24 protein-coding genes and 1 tRNA gene are annotated in these 23,813 nt (G+C 55.4%); 7 read left to right on the top strand and 18 right to left on the bottom strand.

Annotation, left to right across the window (positions count from 1 at the left end):
* Positions 1 to 102 precede the first annotated feature (102 nt).
* Positions 103 to 1,170 (top strand): EAL domain-containing protein, encoded by a 1,068-nt coding sequence (locus AUP42_RS13585; protein WP_231858290.1) that lies wholly within the window; start codon positions 103 to 105, stop codon positions 1,168 to 1,170.
* A gap of 66 nt (positions 1,171 to 1,236) precedes the next feature.
* Here the strand turns inward: AUP42_RS13585 and AUP42_RS13580 are convergent, their stop codons facing one another.
* Positions 1,237 to 2,160, bottom strand: coding sequence for a helix-turn-helix domain-containing protein (locus tag AUP42_RS13580; RefSeq protein WP_231858289.1), 924 nt, complete (start codon positions 2,158 to 2,160; stop codon positions 1,237 to 1,239).
* 198 nt (positions 2,161 to 2,358) lie between these two features.
* Between AUP42_RS13580 and AUP42_RS13575 the strand changes: the two genes are divergently transcribed.
* Complete coding sequence (locus AUP42_RS13575) at positions 2,359 to 3,279, top strand: DMT family transporter (RefSeq protein WP_062952133.1); 921 nt, start codon at positions 2,359 to 2,361, stop codon at positions 3,277 to 3,279.
* 63 nt (positions 3,280 to 3,342) lie between these two features.
* Here the strand turns inward: AUP42_RS13575 and AUP42_RS13570 are convergent, their stop codons facing one another.
* Together AUP42_RS13570 and AUP42_RS13565 are read right to left on the bottom strand one after the other, a co-directional pair.
* The gene (locus AUP42_RS13570; protein ID WP_062952132.1) at positions 3,343 to 4,338 is read right to left on the bottom strand and encodes a D-2-hydroxyacid dehydrogenase family protein; all 996 of its coding nucleotides are present in this window, start codon (positions 4,336 to 4,338) and stop codon (positions 3,343 to 3,345) included.
* A 118-nt stretch (positions 4,339 to 4,456) separates the two neighbouring features.
* Entirely contained in the window at positions 4,457 to 4,789 is a 333-nt protein-coding gene (locus tag AUP42_RS13565; RefSeq protein WP_062952131.1) for a hypothetical protein, read from the bottom strand.
* A gap of 124 nt (positions 4,790 to 4,913) precedes the next feature.
* Here AUP42_RS13565 and AUP42_RS13560 point away from each other — a divergent pair, with 124 nt between their 5' ends.
* The 3 genes from AUP42_RS13560 (at position 4,914) to AUP42_RS13550 (ending at position 8,464) form a co-directional block, all read left to right on the top strand.
* Positions 4,914 to 5,813 (top strand): LysR family transcriptional regulator, encoded by a 900-nt coding sequence (locus AUP42_RS13560; protein WP_062952130.1) that lies wholly within the window; start codon positions 4,914 to 4,916, stop codon positions 5,811 to 5,813.
* A 103-nt stretch (positions 5,814 to 5,916) separates the two neighbouring features.
* The gene (locus AUP42_RS13555) at positions 5,917 to 6,978 is read left to right on the top strand and encodes a DMT family transporter (RefSeq protein WP_156484619.1); all 1,062 of its coding nucleotides are present in this window, start codon (positions 5,917 to 5,919) and stop codon (positions 6,976 to 6,978) included.
* A 1,012-nt stretch (positions 6,979 to 7,990) separates the two neighbouring features.
* On the top strand, positions 7,991 to 8,464 hold the full coding sequence (locus AUP42_RS13550) for a hypothetical protein (RefSeq protein WP_062952129.1): 474 nt from the start codon (positions 7,991 to 7,993) through the stop codon (positions 8,462 to 8,464).
* 60 nt (positions 8,465 to 8,524) lie between these two features.
* On the opposite strand, the gene AUP42_RS13545 is transcribed toward AUP42_RS13550, so the two are convergent.
* Positions 8,525 to 9,421 (bottom strand): SDR family oxidoreductase, encoded by an 897-nt coding sequence (locus AUP42_RS13545; protein WP_062952128.1) that lies wholly within the window; start codon positions 9,419 to 9,421, stop codon positions 8,525 to 8,527.
* 125 nt (positions 9,422 to 9,546) lie between these two features.
* Here AUP42_RS13545 and AUP42_RS13540 point away from each other — a divergent pair, with 125 nt between their 5' ends.
* Entirely contained in the window at positions 9,547 to 10,542 is a 996-nt protein-coding gene (locus AUP42_RS13540; protein ID WP_062952127.1) for an AraC family transcriptional regulator, read from the top strand.
* On the opposite strand, the gene AUP42_RS13535 is transcribed toward AUP42_RS13540, so the two are convergent.
* The gene (locus AUP42_RS13535; RefSeq protein WP_156484618.1) at positions 10,530 to 11,522 is read right to left on the bottom strand and encodes a hypothetical protein; all 993 of its coding nucleotides are present in this window, start codon (positions 11,520 to 11,522) and stop codon (positions 10,530 to 10,532) included. The genes AUP42_RS13540 and AUP42_RS13535 overlap by 13 nt on opposite strands.
* Before the next feature lie 270 nt (positions 11,523 to 11,792).
* On the opposite strand from AUP42_RS13535, the gene AUP42_RS13530 reads away from it, so the two are divergent.
* Positions 11,793 to 12,686, top strand: coding sequence for a hypothetical protein (locus tag AUP42_RS13530; RefSeq protein WP_062952125.1), 894 nt, complete (start codon positions 11,793 to 11,795; stop codon positions 12,684 to 12,686).
* 585 nt (positions 12,687 to 13,271) lie between these two features.
* Here AUP42_RS13530 and AUP42_RS13525 read toward each other — a convergent pair.
* From AUP42_RS13525 to cysE, 13 genes are all read right to left on the bottom strand, one after another.
* Positions 13,272 to 13,348 (bottom strand) — tRNA-Met (locus tag AUP42_RS13525).
* Between the two features lie 182 nt (positions 13,349 to 13,530).
* Positions 13,531 to 14,679, bottom strand: coding sequence for a tRNA 2-thiouridine(34) synthase MnmA (mnmA, locus tag AUP42_RS13520; protein WP_062952124.1), 1,149 nt, complete (start codon positions 14,677 to 14,679; stop codon positions 13,531 to 13,533).
* 117 nt (positions 14,680 to 14,796) lie between these two features.
* Positions 14,797 to 15,495 (bottom strand): thiaminase II, encoded by a 699-nt coding sequence (tenA, locus tag AUP42_RS13515; protein WP_062952123.1) that lies wholly within the window; start codon positions 15,493 to 15,495, stop codon positions 14,797 to 14,799.
* Between the two features lie 151 nt (positions 15,496 to 15,646).
* Positions 15,647 to 15,844: a Fe-S cluster assembly protein IscX gene (gene iscX / locus AUP42_RS13510; protein ID WP_007091921.1), complete on the bottom strand. Its 198-nt coding sequence runs from the start codon at positions 15,842 to 15,844 to the stop codon at positions 15,647 to 15,649.
* A 37-nt stretch (positions 15,845 to 15,881) separates the two neighbouring features.
* On the bottom strand, positions 15,882 to 16,217 hold the full coding sequence (locus tag AUP42_RS13505; protein ID WP_062952122.1) for a ferredoxin family 2Fe-2S iron-sulfur cluster binding protein: 336 nt from the start codon (positions 16,215 to 16,217) through the stop codon (positions 15,882 to 15,884).
* A 113-nt stretch (positions 16,218 to 16,330) separates the two neighbouring features.
* Positions 16,331 to 18,232: a Fe-S protein assembly chaperone HscA gene (gene hscA / locus AUP42_RS13500; protein ID WP_062952121.1), complete on the bottom strand. Its 1,902-nt coding sequence runs from the start codon at positions 18,230 to 18,232 to the stop codon at positions 16,331 to 16,333.
* A 26-nt stretch (positions 18,233 to 18,258) separates the two neighbouring features.
* Positions 18,259 to 18,903: a Fe-S protein assembly co-chaperone HscB gene (gene hscB, locus AUP42_RS13495; RefSeq protein ID WP_062952120.1), complete on the bottom strand. Its 645-nt coding sequence runs from the start codon at positions 18,901 to 18,903 to the stop codon at positions 18,259 to 18,261.
* Between the two features lie 179 nt (positions 18,904 to 19,082).
* Positions 19,083 to 19,424 carry a HesB/IscA family protein gene (locus AUP42_RS13490; RefSeq protein ID WP_062952119.1) on the bottom strand — a complete coding sequence of 114 codons (342 nt, stop codon included), beginning with the start codon at positions 19,422 to 19,424 and terminating at the stop codon, positions 19,083 to 19,085.
* Positions 19,425 to 19,468: 44 nt separating this feature from the next.
* Positions 19,469 to 19,873, bottom strand: coding sequence for a Fe-S cluster assembly scaffold IscU (gene iscU / locus AUP42_RS13485; RefSeq protein WP_007091926.1), 405 nt, complete (start codon positions 19,871 to 19,873; stop codon positions 19,469 to 19,471).
* A gap of 59 nt (positions 19,874 to 19,932) precedes the next feature.
* Positions 19,933 to 21,156, bottom strand: coding sequence for an IscS subfamily cysteine desulfurase (locus AUP42_RS13480; protein WP_062952118.1), 1,224 nt, complete (start codon positions 21,154 to 21,156; stop codon positions 19,933 to 19,935).
* 27 nt (positions 21,157 to 21,183) lie between these two features.
* Complete coding sequence (locus AUP42_RS13475; protein WP_062952117.1) at positions 21,184 to 22,314, bottom strand: cysteine desulfurase family protein; 1,131 nt, start codon at positions 22,312 to 22,314, stop codon at positions 21,184 to 21,186.
* Between the two features lie 58 nt (positions 22,315 to 22,372).
* Positions 22,373 to 22,855, bottom strand: coding sequence for an Rrf2 family transcriptional regulator (locus tag AUP42_RS13470; RefSeq protein WP_062952116.1), 483 nt, complete (start codon positions 22,853 to 22,855; stop codon positions 22,373 to 22,375).
* A gap of 135 nt (positions 22,856 to 22,990) precedes the next feature.
* Positions 22,991 to 23,719: a serine O-acetyltransferase gene (cysE, locus tag AUP42_RS13465; protein ID WP_082824769.1), complete on the bottom strand. Its 729-nt coding sequence runs from the start codon at positions 23,717 to 23,719 to the stop codon at positions 22,991 to 22,993.
* Positions 23,720 to 23,813 lie beyond the last annotated feature (94 nt).

The following is a 23,813-nucleotide window of genomic DNA, read 5'->3' as shown; positions in this document are numbered from 1 at the left end:
TTTTGCCAAACCCCAATCCCATATGTTTTAATGAAAGAATTCATCATCTTGCAAGATGACGGGCCTTCGGGTAAGCGGGCAAACCTAAAAGCGGAGACGATTTTGACCTTCTGCGAAAAGTGCGATCAGATACCGGAAATTGCGCCAAGCGAAGGCCGCCTTTACCTTTGGCCACCCGTTGCACATACAACCGGTAAAATTCTCGCCAATATCAAAAAGCTTGGGCATTCGGCAGAAAAAAGCGCATCGGTTGCAACGCTTTATCTTGATTATGTTCGTCCGGGTCTGCGCCCGCTGATTGATGCAATTTCCGAAAACCTGCTGCCCGAGGAAATCGCCGATACCAAGGCGTTGATTATGGCTGGCAGCATGGAACCGCAACTTGACGACATTGCGCGCGTCACATCGCTTGATGCCATTCGCGCACAGATCGGCGCCGAATGGTTGGGCGACATGCTGCGGGACAATCGCCTGAAATCCGTTTTTCAACCGATTTTTGCGGCTGAGAACATCACCAAGCCCTATGCGCACGAATGCCTGATCCGCGGGACCGATAAAACCGGCAATGTCATCACTCCGGATAAGTTGTTTGGCGCGGCTCAATCAGCCGATTTATTGTTCCAGCTTGACCGGGCGGCCCGTGCGGCAAATGTTCGCAACGCGCACGAAGCTGGCATTTCGGGCAATCTGTTTATCAACTTTACGCCAAGCTCGATCTACGATCCGGATTCCTGCCTGCGTACAACGATTGACGTCGTTTCGGAATGCGGGTTGGATCGCAACAAGGTTATCTTTGAAGTGATCGAAACCGAAAAAGTGCGGAGTATCGAGCATCTTGGCGCGATTTTGAAATCCTATCGCGATTCAGGTTTTCGGGTTGCACTGGACGATGTCGGATCGGGCTATTCGACCCTGAACATGCTGCCGCAATTGCAACCCGACATCATTAAAATCGACCGGGATCTGATCGACCATGTTGATCAGGATAAATATAAACAGGCCATCGTCAGCAAGCTGATCGACCTAGCCAAACAGCTCGACATCGATGTCGTTGCCGAAGGAATTGAACGCCAGGGCGAACTTGATTTCCTGACCGGTTATGGCGTGGACTATGTGCAAGGGTATCTGCTTGGAAGGCCAAATGCCGTGCCCTTTGCGGGCGGTGCATAAAGCCCAATCCAATTATTCTGTGACGCCATCTCTTGTCTACAGGCACAAGACATGTACGCCCCGCAGTTACCGGGCGACGCTTCGGAATTTTGCCGGGGTCAGTCCGGTAAAGCCACTGAACCTTGTGGTCAGATGGGCCTGGCTTGAAAAGCCGGTGGCATGCGCGATATCGGCAACCGACCGTGCCGGATCACGCAACATCTGCTTTGCGGCCTCGATCCGGCGGCGCAGAACATATTTATGCGGTGCCTCGCCCACCGACTGGCGGAACATGCGCGCAAAGTGATAGGGCGAAAGCCCCGCCTCGGCCGAAATCTGTTCGAGTGACAACGGCTGATCCAAATTGGCCTCGATAAAATCAAACACCCGGCGTCTGATTTGCGGCGACAGGCCGCCGCGCACCCGGAATTCCAGATCGCGTTTCGACGAATAGCTGCGCAACATATGCCCCATCAGCATCTGCCCCGCACTCGACATTGCCATACGATCAGCCGGAGCATCCCAGTCCAGCGGCAACATGGCATGGCGGATTGTCTGCTCGATCAGGGGATCAAGGAAAAAGGTCTTTTCGGGGACTTCGACGGCGTTGGGTTCGATGTCGAACGCCTCGACCACCGCGCGTTCCCATGCAGAATGCGGGATATAAAGGTGGAAAAGCTCCACCTCGCCATTCACCACCCAATCCGACGTCAGATGTGCCGGCATCAGACAACAGCGCCCCGGCCCGCCACCGGTTAGCGGATCAGGTCCGATCTGGCGTTTAATGCCGGTGCCACCGTTGACATAGAGGCTGATGGTGTGATGGTCGGGATCGGTATAGCGGGTCATGACATCCGCGTTGCGCCGCCAGTGTGCCGCCGAAATGCTGTCGCCAAAATCGCCCGCATTCAGCAGTTCGGCATCACCGATCAGCTGATTATAGACTTCAAAATTCTGGTATCGACCATTGGGCACAAACATCGGCACGTCCTGTTTCTGAGGTCTGATCATCGCATTGCGGCACCATATTGCAAAGCCCGTCGTGCGAATGGCTGCATTGATTTGCGCAAGATTGTGAAAAACACCGCAAGTTCGTGAAAGCCTGATCACCCCCAAACGGTCTATAAACAGCCAAATGATATGCCCCACATATCGACCTTATCCTGCTTTTCGCCCTGCCCCTCTCGTCACCGGAGTTGCCCCGTTATCATGACCGCCCTGCTTTTTCTGATCGTCACGGCCTGCTGGGGATTTACCTGGTATGCGATCAAGCTTCAGATCGGGCCGATCCCGATTGAAATGTCGATCTTCTACCGCTTCCTGCTAGCCGCCGTGGTGCTGTGCGGCTTTCTGATCCTGTCACGCAAATGGCGACCGGTTCCGTGGCGGGCTCATCCTTGGATCGTGCTTTTGGGCTGCGGGCTGTTTGGCATCAACTTTATCCTGATGTATTCGGCAACCGGTTATATCGCATCGGGGATTGTTGCGGTGATCTTTACCACCTCGACCATTTTCAATGCGCTTGGCAACTGGGCCTTTTATGGACAGCGGCCGGGTCTTCGCTTTGTCTTTGGGGCGGCATTCGGCCTTGGCGGTATTGCCTGTCTGTTTGCCAATCAGATTTATGCCCTGTCGCATAATCCGCATGCCATCACCGGCCTTTTGTTCGCCCTTGGCGGAACGGCGGTGTTTAGCATGGGTAACATGGTGTCGGTCAAACTGAACGCCATGGGTATTCCCAACCGCGATGCGGTGGCGCGTGGCATGGCCTATGGTGCGGTATTGCTGTTCATCTTTGCCCTGTTGCGCGGTCAGACGCCGGTCATGCCGACCGATCCGGTCTATATCGGCGGTCTTCTGTATCTGGCCATTCCGGGCTCGGTCGTTGCCTTCATTGCCTATCTGGCGCTGGTCCATCGTGTGGGTGCTGGACGTGCGGCCTATGTCACCGTGCTCTTCCCGGTTGTGGCCCTTACGGTTTCCACCTTCCTTGAAGGCTACGTCTGGACCCCGATTGGGGCGACGGGGCTTGTCATGATCTTCCTTGGCAATATCACGATATTTGCCCGCCTGCCCGGCGCAAAAGCCAGAGCGGCCAAATCGGCAGCAGCCAAATCAGCAAAGGCATAAATGAAAACGGCCGCCGGGGACCTTCCGGCGGCCGTTTTCATTGCGAGCTTACTGTTGCCGCCCCTATGCCGGTTTGGCTTTGCGACCATGCCAGACTTCGGGGTTGATCATATGGATCGGATCGCCATTGGCATAGGCGACCACCTGATCGAAAATATCGCCAAACTGCATATCCAGTTCATCCTCGGTCACGAAGCCGACATGCGGGGTTGCCAGAACATTGGGATGGTTGGCAAACCGGTCATGCGGGTCGGTCAGGGGTTCGGTATCGAGCACATCCACCGCCGCCTTCCCCGGACGCCCGGCATCAAGGGCCGCCAGAAGCGCCCCCGGCACCACCAACCCGGCCCGCGATGTGTTGACAAACAGGCTTGCGGGTCGCATCCGTGCGAGATCATCGGCCGTAATCGTGCCACGGGTTTCCGGGGTCAGGCGCATATGCACCGTGATGATATCGGGTGCTGCAAAGAACGCCTCGCGTGACGCGGCAACATCAAGGCCATCATCCGTAGCAGCCTTGCGCGATGCCTCGGACGCCCAGACCAGCACATTCATCCCGAACGCCTTGGCATAGCCCGCGACCACGCGCGAAATCTTGCCATATCCGAGGATACCGATTGTTCGCCCGCGCAGTGTTTTGCCAACCCCCATCTGCCACTGTCCGGCTTTAAGCGACGCGTTCTGTTCCACGATCTGGCGGGCGGATGCCATGATCAGCGCCCATGTCATTTCCGCCGCCGCATAGGATGGTGCCTTGCCCGCCCCCTGTTTCGAACACAGCAACACGCCGCGTTTCGTGCAGGCATCGACATCAATATGGGGATAAGCACTGCGCTGGCTGATCAGTTTTACATTTGGCAAATGTGCCAGCAATTCATCAGTGATCCTGGTGCGTTCGCGAAAAAGAACGACCGCCTCGGCATCGCCAATCGCGCGCGCCAGTTCTGCCGGATCATCATATTTCTGTCGAAGGATCGTTACGTCATGCCCGGCCAGCTTTTCATAACAGGGCAAATGAAAAATGCTGTCGAGATAGTCGTCAAGAATTGCGATCTTCATTCCAAATCCCGCCATGTTTTACCGTATGTAACGGCATTTATTCGCCGTGATCACGACACTTTGGGCGATACTCGCACCGAGAGAATGGTGGTGCAATACAGATCGTTCATGTCCAATTTTATCGCCCTTTCCACCTTTGCTTTTCCTTCCGGTTTGCCTCTATGCGATCCTGTAAAAACAGTGAAAGCCGCCAACCGGGATTGTGCCGATTGGCCATAAGGCTGCGCTTGGCTGCGATCACATCACCATGCCCTACACCATAGACGTCTTGCAGCATCCAGTCTTCCATCGCCAGCATAGCGTCAACCTCGCGCAGGTTCCGCCGATACGCTTCGCGACGCACGCGCCATTTGGCCCAAAAACCCGTCATTCTGGCCCACACCCCATCGGACCTGCTGGTCACGTCGGTTTTGGCGGCTACCGTCGGCTCGCATGAAATTTGCGCTGCCATGGCCATCATCCTTTTCAAGTTTTCCCAATCACTGATAGCGAGATGATGAGGATTTCTTATTGATGAGACAAACGAGAAGATTTAACATCTTTGATTGGAAAAACTCATAAATTGGCAATCACACATGTCCTCTTTGCCCGGAAACCTGCCAAATCTTGACCTTGATCTGGCGCGGACCTTTGTCACGATTTGTGAAACCGGCAACTTTTCGCGCGCGGCAGAACGGGTCAATCGCAGTGCCTCTGCCATCAGTCTTCAGGTCAAGAAGCTTGAGGAAATTGTCGGATGCAGCCTGTTTGAACGCGAACCCCGCCGGGTGCGACTGACCCCGGATGGCGAGGTTTTATTGGGTTTTGCACGACGTCTTTTGCAGCTCAATGATGAGGTCATGTCACGCTTCCGCACTCCGGATTTTGCAGGGAAAGTGCAGCTTGGCGTGCCCAACGACAATGGGATCATCGCCATTCCCGAAATCATGCGCCGTTTTGCCATCAGCCACCCGCATGTCGAGGTCGATGTCTTTCTTGGTCCGACCGCAAGGCTGCGCCAGCGCATTGCCGACGGCACCACCGATATCGCCGTTTTCAGCTATGACCCCGAACTTGATCCGCAACCGCCAATCCATAGTGAACCGCTTGTCTGGCTTGGTGCTCGCAACGGAATGGCGATTGAAAAACGCCCGCTTCCGGTCGCACTGGCCGAACCGGGATGTTATTGGCGGGCGATGGCATTGCGGGCGCTTGACGAAGCGGGGATCAATTACCGCGTTGCCTATACCAGCGAGTTTTGTCAGGCCCAGATTGCCGCGACCGAGGCTGACCTTGCGATCTGTCCGGTCCCGATCAGCGTGATTTCCGATCGACTGATCCATCTTGATGCCCGCCACGGCCTGCCCGAGCTTGGCGAATACCGCATAACCCTGGCCAAGCGGCCCGGCACCGGCCCGGCAGAGGATGCCCTGGCGGAGCATGTCGTGAGCAGTTTTAAAATGGCGGCAGAGCGCGGCATGCGGCTTTTTGCCTGAGCATTTTGATAGCTGGCGTTGATGTCCGAATCTGGCCAGCCAGCAACGCCAGCACGCTTTAATATCCATTCCGTCACCACCACATTTCAGACGGATCATGGATATGAGCACGGATACATGGATTGCCCTTTACCCGGAACAGGAGCGCAACCGCACACTTGCAAGGCGTATTCCGGCAGGCCCGAAAGCACCCCGGCCAGAACCGGAAAAAATCAGCCAGAGCAATGATCCGTCCCCGCGCATGGATGGGCGGAGCTGGTTAATGCTGATTGTGCTTTCGGTGCTGTGGGGCGGGTCGTTTTTCTTTACCGAAATCGCGCTTGTCGATTTGCCGCCCTTTACCCTTGTTCTGGGGCGGGTGGCGATTGCCGCGATGATCCTGTGGTGGGTGGTCCTGTTGCGCCATATCGCGATCCCGCATGACCCGAAAATATGGCTGGGTTTTCTTGTCATGGGGGCGCTTAACAATCTGATCCCCTTTTGCCTTATCGTCTGGGGACAGACCCATATCGCAAGCGGTCTGGCGGCAATCCTGAATGCGACGACACCGCTTTTCACCCTGATCATCGCCCATCTGGCGACCAAAAATGAAAAGCTGTCACGCCGCAAGGTGATTGGCGTTCTGACCGGTTTTGTTGGCGTTATCATCGTCATCGGCCTGCCCGGTGCCGTGGAAGCCAGCATAAGCAATGTGACAAACATCGCCGCACTTGCGCCATTTGCGGTGCTTCTGGCCGCAGTCTCTTATGGGTGTGCGGGCGTGTTTGGCCGGCGCTTCAAAAACAGCCCGCCGATCCTCACGGCCGCAGGCCAAACCAGCGCATCAAGCCTGATGCTGATCCCGCTTTGTATCCTTATCGATACACCCTGGAACTTACCGTTTCCCAAAACCGAAACCATCCTTGCCGTTCTGGGTATCGCGGCGTTTAGCACGGCACTGGCCTATATCCTGTATTTCCAGCTTCTGAACCGTGCGGGGGCCAGCAACCTTCTGCTCGTCACCTTCCTGATCCCGGTCAGTGCGATCCTGCTGGGTGTTATGTTCCTTGGCGAAACACTGGCACTGCGCCAGATTGGCGGGATGGTGGTGATCGGATTGGGGCTTGCCGTGATTGACGGGCGGTTGATCGGGCGCAAAGGGAACCCGCGAAAGTTTTCGGCTTAGCCTAGCCGCCTATAAAGCTTCCCGAAAAAAGTTCTTGATTTGTTCTTTTAACTATGGCATAAAATAAAAGTCAACGGGAGAAATGCACCCGGACCGAAACCCGCAAGGCCTTGTGCCTCGCGGGTTTTTGCGTTTGGGGCGGATGAAAGAGGGAATCGGGATGCAGGGACAAAGACGCAGAGCGGGTGGCGGGGCGACCCGCAGGATGTTGATTGGCGGATGGCGGAGCCATTACGGCGGCGTTCTGCCCTAGGATGAAGGGGGCTAACCCGGTCATTTGTCATGACGGGAGAGGTGCGTCTTTTTGGCAAGGGAGCGTTAAATCCGCCGGGAGCGGCGGCAATGACAGCATGAGCAGCAGCGAGCAGCAGTGAGTTGCGGCCCGCCGACGATGGACAGGTGGGGGCCATGCGCCCGAAGTCCGTCTGCGGGCCAAACTGACGGAGGCCCGAGATGTGTCCGGGCTTCACCGGTTACAGGAAGTGTCGCCGGGGGCAGCAGCAGCAAGCCATGGCCCATCGAAGATGGACGAGGCTGACAAGTGTGAGGACCATGTGCCCGAAAACCGTTTGTGGGTGAGTTTGGCGCGAGCCTGAGGTTTGTCTGAACGCCGGAGAGGCAGGTTGCCGCCACCGCCCGAAAGTGAGCGACGTAGCCGAGAACCCGATAGCCGTCCGTCGGCGAGGTTGGCAATGGCCCAAGGTCTGTTCGGGCGTCGGTGGTTGCGGCAAGTCGGGTTGGGGGCCGGTTTTGCGCGGCGCGCCCTACCCCTTCGGGGTCGCTGGCCGATCTGGGATGGTGACCCTGCCGACGAATGGGCGCATCGAAAATGATCAGCACGAAGCCAGCCTGTGCGGGCCGTCGAACCGATGATGCCGGAAGCAGGCAACCCCGGCCGGGTGGCTTTCTGGTACTGTTCGGCAACCTCCTGCCCCACCCGACCTTAATCACAAGCCAGTTTCAACACCGTCTTTGCAGATCAGCATAAATACCATCGGCAAAGAGGTAACCAATGAAATTCAGAACAGATGACGACAAACATAGCTTTGTCATTACTCAGAGCAACGGGTTGATTGGAATATACGATAACGACGACAAACAGCAATCGACGCTTGAATTCACCAATACCCTGCCAACAAGCGACGGTGAATTCAGCAAAGTTCCCAGCGGATGGATTGCACAGGACGGCTATATGACAACCAACCCCAAACAACAGGGACTTGGTTATATGATGTCATTTGCCGGCGCGACCATGGCCGCACAAGGCGGTATCGAAAATGTGTTTGTGTCTTCCGGTAGTGTGGACGGCGGAGGACAGGCCGTTATCGCAGCACTGGGCGGTGCAAAATACGACCTTTCCGTCACCATGCAGGACGGCAAGACTGAAATCTTTGGCGGTTATGCGATCCCGGTTGCCAGCATGCTGGAAAAATCCACAGCAGGCTGGAAGGCAAAGGGCTGGGTGATTACGGACGACACACTTTAATCGACCGATCCCAGATATTTCAGCCCCGGGCAGCTCAAGCTGACCGGGGCGACATCATTCTTACTGGTCGAAATAACACTCCTGATCGATATCGGCGAGCAATCCGGCCTCTGTCGGAGACCAGTCCAACTGCCGACGCGTGATGTCGCTTGCCGCCGGGCAATCGAGTTTGGCGAAATGGGTGAACCAGCCGAAATGATCGGCGGCCTCGGCGGGGGTTTTGGATACGGTCGGCACACCCAGCCGTTTGCCGATCACCCCGGCAATCTCGCGAAAGGCGATGCCGGTTTCGGCGACCGGGTGATAGACGGCACCCGGCATGGCGACCTCGACCGCGCGAACATAGGCGCGTGCGGCGTCAAAGCGATGCACGGCGGGCCAGGCATTGTTGCCATCGCCGATATAGGCCGAAACACCGGTTTCACGGGCCTTGGCAATCAGGATCGGCACAAAGCCATGATCGCCCTTTCCATGCACCGACGGCGGCAGGCGCATGAGCGAAACGTTAAGCCCCTGCCCGACAAGATCGGCAACGGCGCGTTCGGTCGCGACACGCGGCATGGCGTTTGGTCCGAAATCGGGTACGTCCTGCTCCGTCACATGCATCCCACCGGCCAGAAGCCCGAGGCCCGAGGTCACGACAAGCGGCTTTTGCGTGCCCGCAATCGCATCGCCAAGGGCGGCAATGACCTCCGCATCCTCGGCACAGCTTTGGCCGTAGCGTGAAAAGTCGTGATTGAACGCGGTGTGGATGATCCCGTCGGTCGCACGCGCCCCGGCGCGCAGGCTTTGGCGATCATCAAGATCACCGCGATGCACCGCCGCCCCGGCCGCCAGAAGCGCATTTGCCGACGCATCCGACCGCGCCAGCCCCAAAACCTCATGCCCGGCCGCAATCAGCTTTTCCACCACAGCCGATCCGACAAAGCCACTCGCCCCGGTTACAAAAATACGCAATTCCGTTCTCCACTTCACATTGCACATGATCAATGGCCGGAACGATATGCGATGGTGATTGGACGATCCATGCGCTATGATCCATATTACTTTCGCAATCGTCCAGAAGAAGGCATCCCCACCCCATGGATCCGCTTTCCGATATCCTGTCGCTGCTTAAGCCGCGCAATTACATGTCGGCCGGGTTTGATGCCGCCGGTCCCTGGGCGATCCGCTTTGCCGATCAGGCCAATACCATCAAATGCGGCACCATCGTTTCCGGGCAATGTTATGTCAGCGTCGAAGACCTTGCAGGGCCCGTGCTGTTGACGTCGGGAAGTTCCTTTGTCCTGCCGCGCGGGCGGACCTTCTTTCTGGCAAGCGATCCTGATTGCCCGCCGGTTGATGCGCCACTGGTCTTTGCCAAGGCCCAAAGCGGCGGGATCGTTCAGCATAATGGCGGCGGCGAATGCTTTATCGTCAGCAGCCGCTTTGCCCTTTCGGGGCCACATGCCGACATGCTGATGGCTTCCCTGCCCCCGATTGTGCGGATTGAAAATGATCAGGATGAGTCCAGCCTGCGCTGGTCGGTCGAACGGATGATGCAGGAATTAAGCAACCCCCAGCCGGGCGGTTTTCTGGTGCTGCAACATCTGGCGCATACAGTGCTGGTGCAGGCCCTTCGGCTACATCTGAGCAATGCGCGTACCAACGGTCAAAGTGATCGGACCGCCCCAACCAGCCCAACCAGCCCAAATACCCCCAATGGCCCCGACATCCCCGACTGGTTCGCGGCGCTATCGGATAAACAGATCGCAACCGCGATTGCCTGCATTCATGGGGACCCCGCCCATCCCTGGACGCTCAAGGAACTGGCCCGCCATGCGGGCATGTCGCGCTCGGCCTTTGCCGCCCGGTTCCGCGATGTCGTTGCCGTCCCGCCGATGGCCTATCTGACCCGCTGGCGGATGCTGCTTGCGGGGGATCGCCTGACCCATTCAGGATTGCCGGTTTCGGAAATTGCCCTGTCGGTGGGGTATGAGTCTGAAAGTGCGTTCAGTACGGCTTTCAAGCGGGTGATGGGGTGTGCGCCGAGGCGATATTCGAACATATCAGCCACTCTTGAGGATCAATCTTTATAGACTTCCCTATAGTCAATAAAGGTATTTTGTCTCGCTTGTTCATCGACTTTGTCAGAGTATTTATCCCATAAATTACTCAGCTCTTTAATACCGCCTTTGTCAGCCCACGGCGTATTAAAAAATTCAAAAACATCAAACTGGGGTGTAGGAAACGTTCCAAAATGTGCAATTTGCAGAATTTCGTTTCCGAGAGCATTTGCTACTCGGATAAGGATTTCGTGACAGTCTTCAATCTCATTGATTGCGAAATATTGAGGCTCTTCATCAGAAGATGACCTTGAAAATTCATCGGCGGCATGAGCAATGAGTTTATTTGTACTTTCCCTTAATTTTACAAGAACGTCAGAACTCATCAGGTTCGTCAGCTTGCTGAAAACATCAGCACTTATCAAATCTGTGCGACAACGGTTTGCTGCCTCTACGCCAGACATTTGATCAAATAAAATATGTTTAGCACGGGCAGTTTCCCATGCATCCGGCCCAGTTGCGCTAACCCAAGTCGCTATTCCGTCTGAATGCCGTAACTGCTCATAATGTTTATCACGCACAGGCTCCCAGTCGTAAGGGAGGCCTTCCAATGCGAGATAATTTTCACGTGTGATCAGTTCTCGTTTTTTTTCAACATCTTCTAACAAACGTTGAAGACTAATCACTTGATGCTTTGGAGTGCGAGCGCCTCTTTCTATCTGGCGACGAACAGCAGTTGCCTGAAAGGAGACATAAGACTGATCAATAAATTCAGCCAAAAATCGATTTTGAGACAAGAAATCTTTTTGAAAATTTACTCGCCTAGATTCATTTACAATCCGAAACACAGCATGATTCCAGATCATTGAATGTAGATGAGGAATAATAGCGTGCGTATCATCGCCCGAAAGCCATTCGGACCATTCATCAACTTTAGAACGGAATTTTATGTGTGTTTCCGTGTCTGAAACATCGGTTTCTTCAATTGGAAACATAAATTTCGATGACGACATAACCACCCCGAAGAAACTCTCAACAAATAACATCTATTCGTACTTTTAGATGGCTGGAAGATGCGTTGGCTTTGTTGGGGCGGAGGATTTCGGTGGTGGTGAAGGCGGCTTAGTGGTGGGTGATGTTTAGAGAAATAAATCAGTCCCCTTTTTTACAAAATTTTGGATAGGATCAATCAGCACAACCAATAATAGCAAATAAATTCTCGACACCCATGTCAATAAGCAGCAAATTATATAAGATAGCGGTTTGATCGGAAGTTACTTCGAATGGTAAAATCTAGCACATCAACAGCAAGCTTGCACGAACTGGTAAGAGGCCAACTTCCTGATGGTTCAGTTATTGTCAGAGAAGTCGACCATCCTTACCTGATTCTAACTCCCGACATGTTAGTTGGGAATTCAGGCGATTTGGTTGCAATATTTTTCATCAGAGCAAGCGAAGCTAGAGATAAGTCCAATCTACTGGCCCGACTGTCAGCCTGCCGCCTTGGTTTACCCAATCATACTAGGTGCTTACTTCTCGTAGAGGATTCACTCGAGAATAGTTTACATGGCTCTGAACACCACTTCCATGAAGTACTAAGTGAAAAAGATCACAAATCGATTATTCATTTCCTAAAAGATAAAAATGCGCGCGGAATAATAAAAGAAATCCCAACAGGTATTCGACGCCAAACCCACAACGCATACGGAGTATCTCTCTCCTACTTTAAAATACAAGAAAAAGAGTCAAAAATAACAAATGAAGAAAAAACAAATAAACAAGATTATCTTGAAACAATAGAAAAAATAAAAACAAAAATAGAAACAAAAAATATTTATAAAAAAACAAAAAAAATACAACAAGAAAATTATAGAGGATTTCCAATACACCTCATAAGCCCCAACATAACCAGCAATGCTATGTTAACCATATACAATTTATGCAATAAATATTTCAAACATCACTTCACCCTTGATACAGGGATCCCGTACCCAAGTGAACGGATGCAACCACAATTTTTCGTTGTTGATCAATTTCCGCTAACAGTCACCGACCCATTTAAACCTATTCGATGCGCTGCATTCTCGAACTGGTGCACAGTTGACGCTAATAACTTAGCCCAACTTGACCAGTTCGTGGAGCGTTTCTCAACAGCATTTTTCAAGAGGGTAAAATGAGTTTTGGTGTCAATCGTGTCGACACAATACGAGCCCTTATAGCGGGGTCTGTTATATCCAATTCGCAAACATATCAGAAAATCGCAAGCGAGTGGGATGAGGTAAAGACCGCATCATCAACCAAACCAAAACCGCGGGCCCGCCTACTCTGTGTTATTCATGCAACACGTGCTTTAGACGGAACCCTAAAGAACTTCGTTAAAGAGTCAGGCATTCAATGCTCAGGACATTCTATGGGCGCCTACCTTCATGCCCTTATGAATCATAACGTGCAAAACTTGAACCAACTTACAACAAGTCAAAGAACTTCATTCCAGAACAATATAGTATCACACCGCAATCGCTATATGCATGAACCCGGTGAATTTCCCGCCAGCGATCATGAAGTACGGACAATCATCTCAAACATCCATACATGCGTTACTGTCGTATTAGCCCTAAGATAAACAATTTGTGCAATACACTTACTCCCCCCATGTATTTCACACGCTGGAGCAGCAGGAAATAGATGCGGGGGCGGGGCAAACCCTCTCCGAGGGTGCCAATTAAAAACCCCGCCAGGCTTTGCCTGACGGGGTTTTTAATTGGTAGCCGAGGAGGGACTTGAACCCCCGACACGCGGATTATGATTCCGCTGCTCTAACCAGCTGAGCTACTCGGCCACAGAGTAGGAATAGCGTATGTATTCCGTGGGTTCCGTAAGCGCCGGAACGGGGCGGTTTTTACGTCAGGGAACCGCCCCCGTCAAGCGCCTTTTTGGTGTTTTGCGGAAAAAAGATATCCGCAAAACCGGCAGGTGAGCAAATGCCCCGCCTGCCCGCCTTATTGATGATCGAGCCGCCGATCAGGCCGCCGTTGGTGCGTGTGCCGCCAGAAGTTCCTGACGGGTGATCCAGCCGCCGCCCATTACCCGGTCGCCGGCATAGAAAACGCCCGCCTGCCCCGGTGCGATGCCAAACTGCGGGTCGTGCAGTTCGATGCGGGCAGCACCCGGCCCTTCGGGGTAGATGGTGGCCGGGGCCGGTGCCATGGCAGAACGCAGTTTGACTTCGACCTCGACCCCGTTCGGGTCAATCGCGTCACCATCAAGCCAGTTCAGTTCCTTGACATAGACCATCTGGATCGCAAGGGCCGATTTCGGGCCGACCACGACCTGCCGGGTTTCGGGCAGGAGTTTGACGACATAAAGCGGTTCGGCCGTGCCACCGATGTTCAGACCGCGCCGCTGGCCGATGGTGTAATGGATCAGGCCGCGATGATCGCCCAGCACATTGCCATCAAGATCAACGATCTGGCCCGGTTCACCGGCTTCGGGGCGAAGCTTTTCGACCAGACGGGCATATTTGCCATCCGGGACAAAGCAGATGTCCTGACTGTCGGGCTTGTCGGCGACTTCAAGGCCGAATTTGGCGGCAAGCGCACGGGTTTCGGCCTTGCTCATCAAATGGCCCAGCGGGAAGCGCAGGAAATCGAGCTGTTCCTGTGTCGTGGTGAACAGGAAATAGCTTTGATCGCGATTGGGATCGGCGGCACGGTGCAGTTCGGCATGGCCGTTGGCACCGAGTTTGCGCTGCACGTAATGGCCGGTCGCCATGCAATCGGCGCCAAGGTCATGTGCGGTTTCGAGCAGATCGCGGAATTTGACCGTCTGATTGCATTTCACGCACGGGATCGGGGTTTCGCCGCGCATATAGCTGTCGGCGAAATCATCGATCACTTCTTCGCGGAAGCGTGATTCGTAATCGAGCACGTAATAGGGAATGTCGATATCCTCGGCCACCTTGCGCGCATCATAGATATCGCGCCCGGCACAGCAGGATTTGGCACGTGACGGCGCATTGGCCCCCATATCGTAAAGCTGAAGGGTAATGCCGACCACGTCATAGCCTTCGGACTTCAGAAGGGCCGCAACGGCGGAGCTATCGACCCCGCCCGACATGGCAACAACCACGCGGGTATCTTTTGGGGCTTTGTCAAAGCCAAGAGAGTTCATTTTTCCCACCCATCCGCGGGTCAAGGCCGCGGCGACAAGAAGTTGATGTAAAATAGCGATGGGTGGCGTTCAAACCACCCGTGAATTCATGTTGGGGCACATATAAGGCATCTGCGCCTATTTTGCCAGATCAAGCCCCATCTGCCAGAAATCGGCTTCAAGGCGGCTTGCCCTGGCGAAGATTTCCGTGAGGCCTGCGATCCTTGCATCCCCCCCGCGGGTTTGCGCGGTATGTTCCAGAAGATCGATTTCGGCCTTTGCCACGTCCTGGAATTCGGTCGAGGCATACATCTCGATCCAGGGGCGGTACGGATTTCCATCCAGCCTTGTATCAGAACTTGCCATCAGGCGGTTTGCGATTTCGGCATAGCCAACCATACAGGGCATCAGGGCGACCTGAAGATCAACCACATCGCCCCGTGCCCCGCAATCGAGCACATAGCGGGTATAGGTGATGCAGGCGCGGGATTCTGGCTCTGCCACGATATCGGCCTCGGACAGGCCCCAGCCTTTGCAGAAATCGAGATGCAAACTCATTTCCATATCAAGGATCGCATGGACGGTGCCGGAAAACTGGCGCATGGCACGGAGATCATCGGCCTTGTAGGTCGCAAGCGCATAGGCACGCGCGAACTGGATCAGGAACAGGTAATCCTGAATGAGGTAGTGCTTAAAGGCGGCTTCGGGCAGGGTTCCGTTGCCAAGCTGTTTGACGAAATCGTGGCAGACATAGCTTTGCCATGCATCGGGGGCGTTGGCGCGCAGTCGGCCAAACAGGCTTTGGGCCGGGATGATATCGGTGAAGGTGTCGGTCATGGTTGTCAAAGCCCCTGCCCGTGGTGATGCCAAAATACGGATAAAACAAAGCCAGCCTGCGGAAGGATCCGGGCTGGCTTTTATCGATGCGGGTTCTGCTGTCTGGATTCCCGCCTTCGCGGGAATGACGTGTTAGCAGATGACCCAGGTCCTAATCGTCGCGTTCATCGATCCATGCCATCTGGATGGCTTCGAGGATCTTCTCGTTCGATTTCGCGGGATCGTCGTCAAAGCCGTCAAGTTCACAGATCCATTTATGCAGATCGGTGTAACGCAGATTGACGTTATCCTTGTCGGGATGGGCTTCTTCGAGCTCGATCGCGATATCCTGAATATCTGTCCAGCGCATGGGTGTCCCCCTTTTGGCTTGGGCGGAAATTTCGGTGTTACTTGTCGACCATCATGTTGCGCGTGGCAGACGGCAGCATGACGCGAAGCCCGTCGAGCTCGTCGCTCATGATGATCTGGCAGCCAAGGCGCGAGGTTTCGGTCAGGCCGAATGCGAGGTCAAGCATGTCTTCCTCGTCTTCGCTTGGCTCGTCAAGTTTGTCAAACCAGCTATCGTCAACAACGACATGGCAGGTCGAGCAAGCGAGTGATCCTTCGCAGGCACCTTCAAGGTCGATGCCATTCTTGTGGGCAGCTTCCAGAACGGACAGACCGTCGGCAACGTCAAATTCCTTTTCGGTGCCATCGGGTTCAACAAAAACGATCTTAGGCATCTGTGCCTTTCTCCTCGGTAATACTTTTTCGTTCGATCTCTGGTCCGACCTGACCTTGGCGGTTGCACGGGACAATCGCCGCAGTTGGCCGGTTTGTCAATTATGTCTGGCCCCTAATTCACCTGATCGACATTGCGACCGGCAAGGGCCTGACGGATACGGGCGTCCATACGGGCCTCGGCAAAGGGCCGCGATGCGTCTTCAAGCGCCTCGGCCTGTTCGTTGATAAGGTCGCGATCCTCGCCCGACATGGCGGCTTCGAGTTTGGCAATCGCGCCTGCGATATTGTCTTCGTCCTCCGGCGTCAGAAGCGCACGGTCAGCATTCATCGCGGCCTGCACGGCAAGCACATTGCGGCGTGCCTCCACCCGGGCTTCGGTCAGGAGGCGCATTTCCATATCCTCGCGGGCATGGACCATGCTTTCGCGCAGCATGTTGGCCATATCAAGCTCGTTAATCCCATAGGTCGGCTTGACGGCGACTTCCTGTTCGGTGCCGGTGGTTTCTTCACGTGCCGATACGGTCAGAAGGCCGTCGGCATCGACATTGAAGGTTACCTTGATGCGTGCAGCACCAGCCGCCATTGACGGAATGCCGGTCAGGGCAAAGCGCGCAAGCGAGCGGCATTGATCAACCATTTCGCGTTCACCCTGCACCACATGGATCATCATGGCCGACTGGCCATCCTGATAGGTGGTGAATTCCTGTGCCTTGGCCACCGGGATCGGGGTATTGCGGTCAATGACCTTTTCGACAATCCCGCCCATGGTTTCAAGACCGAGCGACAGCGGGGTGACATCAAGCAGAAGGTTGTCGGAGCCACCTGTCAAAGCCTCTGCCTGAAGGGCAGCGCCAAGGGCGACGACTTCGTCCGGGTCGATATCGGAAAGCGGGTCCTGTTCGAACAGATCGGCCACGGCCTTGCGTACGGCGGGCACACGGGTCGAACCACCGACCAGCACCACGCCCTTGACGTCATCGGCCAGAATATCGGCGTCATCAAGGACCTGTTCGGTGATCGCAATCGTGCGTGATACCAGCTTGGCGATCATGGCATCGAATGCGGCACGGGTGACCGTATGGGTCGTGTCCGAACCGCCAAGCGAGACGGTGACGCTGGTTTCATCGGCATCGGTGAGCGCCTCTTTGACCTTGCGCGCGGTTTTAAGCAGGCGTTTGGCATCCGACGCATCAAGATCATCGGTGGTGCCGCCGCTTTTACGTTCGGCCAGAAGATGTTCGGCAATGGCGTGATCGAAATCATCACCGCCAAGGGCGGCATCACCGCCGGTTGCCTTCACCTGGAAGACGCCCTTTTGCATTTTAAGCAGGGAAATATCGAACGTGCCGCCGCCAAGGTCATAGACGGCATAAAGGCCCTCTGCGCCGTTATCAAGGCCATAGGCAAGGGCGGCCGCGGTTGGCTCGTTCACCAGACGCAGGACTTCGATCCCGGCCAGACGGGCGGCATCCTTGGTTGCGGTGCGCGCACCATCATCGAAATAGGCCGGAACGGTGATGACCGCCTTTTCAACCGGTTTGCCAAGGCTTTCCTCGGCCCGCGCGCGCAGGGCACGCAGGATATCAGCCGATACTTCCACCGGGGTCAGGACGCGGTCACCGACATTGAGCCGCACCATCATCGGTTCACCCGATTTTGCCGCGTCCTCGGCCGGGACTTCGACATGATAGGGCAGCGTGCCGGCAATCGATTTGACATCGGCAATGCCGCGCCCCATCAGGCGTTTGACCGACGATACGACGCGATCGGCATTATCGTTGATCTGATCACGGGCCGCCTCGCCCACCACCGGATCGGCATCCGCGCCATAATAGACGACGGACGGCACGATGGCATTGCCACCGGATGTATCGCGGAGCACTTCGGGTTTTTCATCGTTCGAGATCGCGACGACGGAATTCGTCGTGCCCAGATCGATACCAACGGCAAGCTGGCGTTCATCTTCGTGGGGCAGCGGCGTCTGGCCCGGTTCGTGGATCTTTAGCAAAGCCATGAATTCTATCCGTTCTTTTTAAATGATCAGGCGGCGGCAAGACGCGATTTCTTCGCGCGCGCTTCCTCGGTCATTTTCATCAGGTATCTAAGCCGGGTTGTCAGTTTTTTGGCCCGGTCATATGCGTTCTGTTCAAGCGCCTCGGCGACGTCCTTTTCACACGCGCGGGCGGCCTTGCGGGTATCCTTGATCATGGCGTCGACCGCATTGCGATCATCGGCATCATGCAGGGCCTCGCGCATTTCCATGGCTTCCATCAGAAGCTCCGGATCGTTGACCGTGTGCCCCTCGCCGCCTTCGGGTTCGTGACCCGCCAGACGCATAAGATATTCCGCACGCGCCACAGGATTTTTGAGGGTTTCGAACGCACCATTCAGCGTTGCGGCCTGCTGTGACGACAGGGCCTGCTCGCGGGCGGATTTCGATGCGAAGCGGTCGGGATGCAGCAGTTGCTGCTGCTTAAGGTACGTTGCCTCGATCGCGTCAACATCGATCAAGAAGGTGCGTTCCAGGCCAAAGCGCGTGAAATGGTCAAGCTGGCCGGGGGGCTGGATGGCATTGCAGGTGTCGCAAAACAGGGCTGATGCCTCGACCGGGCCCTTGCAGGACCAGCAGACTTTATGCTGCGGCTGTTCTGCGGTGCGCGTTTCTGAGGTACCGGTGTTGCTCACGCTATGCACTTTCGAGATTTAAAAACAAACGACAAAACGAATAAAGACGGACGTCAGATGCCGGAAAATAAGGCCAACAATAACGGCGACCGCCCTTTTGTCAGTCGATGGCCCCGACGATATCGGTCGATATCACCGGGGCCATGACAGTCAGAAAGCAGGGAAAACCCGGCGGGCCGTCAGACGTGGAAGGATTCCCCGCAGCCGCAACGCCCCTTTTCATTGGGGTTACGGAACACGAAACCTTCTTCCATCTTGTTGACCTCGTAATCCATCTCGGTGCCAAGCACGAACATGATGGCTTTTGGGTCAATCAGAAGCTTCACGCCATCCTCCAGCTCGACGACTTCTTCGAAGCCCGATGCATCATCTGCATATTCAAGCGTGTAGGACAGACCCGAGCACCCTTTGCTGCGCACGCCAAGGCGGATGCCTTCGGACGGTTTGCCGCGGCTATCAAGCAACGCCTTGATATGAACAAGCGCCTCCGGGGTGACACTGATCGGGGACGGTAATGCCATAGTCTTCTCCTGAATTCCCGAAAACGACGGGGTCGTGAAGCTGCTTATTCAGCAGCTTCGACTTCGCCCTGACCGTTTTTGGTTTTGTAGTCGGCGATCGCTGCCTTGATGGCATCTTCTGCCAGGATCGAGCAGTGAATCTTCACCGGCGGCAAAGCCAGTTCTTCGGCGATCTGCGAGTTCTTGATCGAACCGGCTTCGTCAAGCGACTTGCCCTTGACCCATTCGGTGATCAGCGAGCTTGACGCAATGGCCGAACCGCAACCGAACGTCTTGAACTTTGCATCTTCGATGATCCCGTCTGCGGTCACCTTGATCTGCAATTTCATGACGTCGCCACAGGCCGGTGCACCGACCAGACCGGTACCGACAGACGTTTCGTTCTTGTCCATCGAACCGACATTGCGCGGGTTTTCGTAATGGTCGATCAGCTTTTCACTATAAGCCATGGTAAAAGTCCTCCTAAAAGTCCTGTTTCTCTCTCACGAGAAGGAATAGTTCGTTACGCTTAGTGTTCGGCCCACTCGATCGACTTGATGTCGATGCCTTCCTGGGCCATTTCCCAAAGCGGGCTCATTTCACGCAGGCGTTCGACAGCGACACAGATCGAGTCAATCGCCTGATCAAGCTCTTCGCGGGTGGTATAGCGACCGATGCCGATACGAAGCGAGGTATGGGCGAGTTCTTCGTCAACACCCAGCGCACGCAGAACGTATGACGGCTCCAGCGACGCCGAGGTACATGCCGAACCCGACGAGACCGCAATGTTCTTGATGTCCATCAGAAGGCTTTCGCCTTCGACATAGGCAAAGGAAACATTGAGGTTGCCGGCAACGCGCTGCGTTTCATCACCGTTCAGGTAAATGTCGGCAAGGCGGTCACGGAAACGCTTCATGGTGTAGTCACGCAGTTCCATGATGCGGGCATTTTCTTCGGCCATTTCGTTCATGGCGATGTCGCAGGCCTTGCCCAGACCAACGATCAGCGGGGTCGGCAGCGTACCGGAACGCATGCCGCGTTCCTGACCACCACCGGTGATCTGTGCGATGACGCGAACGCGCGGACGACGACGGACATAAAGCGCACCAATGCCTTTCGGGCCATAAATCTTGTGGCCGGAAATCGACATCAGGTCGATTTTCATCTCGTCAACATCGAGCGGAATCTTGCCAACTGCCTGCGCACAATCGGTATGGAAGAACACACCACGTTCGCGGCAGATTTCGCCGATTTCCTTCAGCGGCTGGATCACGCCGATTTCGTTGTTGACCGCCATGACGGACACAATCGCGGTTTCGTCGGTGATCGCGGCTTTCAGCTGCTCAAGATCGATCAGGCCGTTATCCTTGACGCCAAGATAGGTAACTTTGAAACCTTCCTGTTCAAGGTGACGGGCACTGTCGAGCACGCATTTATGCTCGGTCACGACCGTGATCAGGTGCGGCTTTTTCTTGCCGTAAAACTTCATCACGCCTTTGAGCGCAAGGTTGTTCGACTCAGTCGCACCCGAGGTGAAAATGATCTCTTTGGACGAGGCGCCAATGATCTTGGCGACCTGGTCACGTGCGACCTCGACCGCATCTTCCGCTTCCCAGCCAAAGCTGTGGTTGCGCGAATGCGGGTTACCGAACTTCTCGGTGAAGTACGGCAGCATGGTTTCCACCACGCGCGGATCGGTCGGCGTCGTTGCCTGGTAATCCAGATAGATCGGCTTTGCTTTAAGCTCGTTCATAGTTAAGGCTTCCTCACTCACTCTTTGTCAGGCAGCGTGGCGCGCACTTTTCTTACGCACTGCATTGCCCCGCATCCGGCTCCAAACGCGGATAAATGTATCAATCTCGTCATTGGTGGTTTCCAGTCCCAGACTGACCCTTATGGCCGATCCGGCATCGGTAACCCCCATTTCCTTCAATACGTGGCTTTCACGTACCTTGCCTGATGAACAGGCTGATCCCGAACTGATCGCAATCCCTGCAAGATCCATGGCCATCACCTGGGTTTCCCCCGGCATGCCCGGCAGGATCAGGCAACTGGTATTGACCAGTCGATCCGTTCCTTTTCCGGCAATCAGAAGTTCGGGGGCTTCTGATACCAAAACCGTTTCCAGACGATCACGCAAATCGCGAATATCGTCCATTTTCGACCGGGTGGTTTCGCACCGTTCGGCCGCAGCGCCAAAGCCTGCGATCCCGATGGTATTTTCCGTACCACCCCGTCGGTATTTTTCCTGCCCGCCGCCGCGGATTTGCGGCACCAGCATCACACCGGGCGCAATCGCCAGCGCACCAACCCCTTTGGGGCCGCCGATCTTATGGGCCGAAATCGACACCATATCGACCAGAAGCTGGCCCATATCGACCGGCATGCGGCCCAATGCCTGAACGGCATCGCAATGGACCTTTGCACCATATTCACGCGCCAGAAGGCCGACTTTGGCCACCGGCTGAATGACGCCGGTTTCATTGTTGGCCAACATCACCGAAACCAGAACCTTTTGCCCCGCATCGGATGCGGCGCGCAGCATGGTTTCAAGAGCGGCCAGATCAATGACGCCATTGGCATCAACCGGAATGCGTTTCGCATCAGACCGTGCCTCGATCACCGAGGGATGTTCGACCGCACTGGTAAATACGGTGACATCCTCAAGCCCGTTCAGGGCCAGATTGTTGGCCTCGGTACCGCCGCTTGTGAAAATCACGCGTTCGGCGTCACCACCAACCAGATCGGCGATCCGGCGACGGGCATGATCGACAATCTTGCGCGCCGCACGGCCGGATGCATGGACCGATGACGGGTTACCCGCGACTTCCATCGCCGCATGCATTGCCTGCCGTGCTTCGTGGCACAGCGGCGCGCTTGCGTTGTAATCAAGGTAAACCGGGTTGATCATCAGTTTAAAATCATCCTTATTCGCATTCTCTTATTCTGCCCTCGATATAGAGGACAAGTTACTGGGCTGCAACCTGGCTCGGCTCTTTGATTTTCGTGGTCCGCGGCTCGAACATCCGGGTCGATCCGGAAACACGGCGATCCACAACGTCGGCCAGGCTGACAGAGGCCAGATAAAGATAAATCTGGTTGCCAAGTTCTTCCCATAATTCATGGGTCAGACAACGGCCCTGATTGGATTTGCAGCCCTTTGGCGATCCCGATTTGCACCGGGTTGCGCGGATCGGCTCGTCCACGGCGAGGATCACATCGGCAATCCGGGTATCCTCGGCGGTGCGGGCCAGCAGATAACCGCCACCCGGACCACGCACGGAACGGACAAGCCCGCCTTTGCGCAATTTGCCAAAAAGCTGTTCCAGATAGGACAGGGATATTTCCTGACGGTCCGCAATATCGGCAAGCGCGACCGGTCGGTCCCTGCTGCTATCAGCGAGATCGACCATCGCCATCACGGCATAGCGGCCTTTTGTACTCAGCTTCACGGTTCGTCCTCCTACCTGTCGATCAAGACCCGAACTGTCGGGAAATGATCACAAGCTCTGTATTTCCTTTATGGGCGATCAACATGTCGATTTGATGCCCCTGTCTGTACCCGCCCGATTTCGGCCGGGCCAAAATCATTCGGATGCCGCGACAATCCGCGGCTTTGCCGGTTTATCCGCACCGGCAGCAGCGCCTGCCCTGTCGGCTTCGAGGGCGGCAACCTGATTGCGCAGCGTCTGGACTTCGCGGCCCAATTCTTCAAGAGCGCGGGCAACCGGATCGGGCAGATCGCCCAGCGGCGTGCCATAGGCACAGAAACGATCATCTTTTTCCCGACGCACGATGCGGGCGGGGATACCGACCACGGTCGCACCTTCGGGGACTTCGGACAGCACGACGGCGTTGCCACCAACACGCGCATTCTTGCGGACAATGAACGGACCAAGGATCTGCGCGCCAGAACCGACAATCACACCATCCTCAAGCGTCGGGTGACGTTTCAGCCCACGCTGGCCGTCGCTATTGACACTGGGCGATGTCCCGCCAAGGGTTACCCCCTGATACAGGGTGACATCATCGCCAATCTCGGCGGTTTCACCAATCACGACACCCATGCCGTGGTCGATGAAGAACCGTTTGCCGATGGTCGCACCGGGGTGAATTTCGATCCCGGTCAGCCAGCGCAAAATCTGTGACAGGAAGCGTGCAGTTAAACGAAAACCGCGCTTCCACAGCCAGTTTGTGCCACGATATCCCATGATTGCATGAAACGCCGGATAGCTGATCACGACTTCCCAGCGGGAACGCGCCGCAGGATCACGGGCGATCATCGCGTCTATTTCCTGACGAATTAGCTTGAACATCGGGCTGTCCACTGTGTAATTAGTAGCTTCGATTCCCGGCAGCCGACATCGTTGCCCGCTTGCGCGAACCGCGCAAAACGGACAGCAATGATGC

Origin of the sequence: Thalassospira lucentensis (assembly GCF_001613805.1) — a bacterium.
Lineage (GTDB): Bacteria > Pseudomonadota > Alphaproteobacteria > Rhodospirillales > Thalassospiraceae > Thalassospira > Thalassospira lucentensis_A.
The sequence above is the reverse complement of the archived record's forward strand: the minus strand, read 5'-3'. Positions and strand labels throughout refer to the sequence as shown.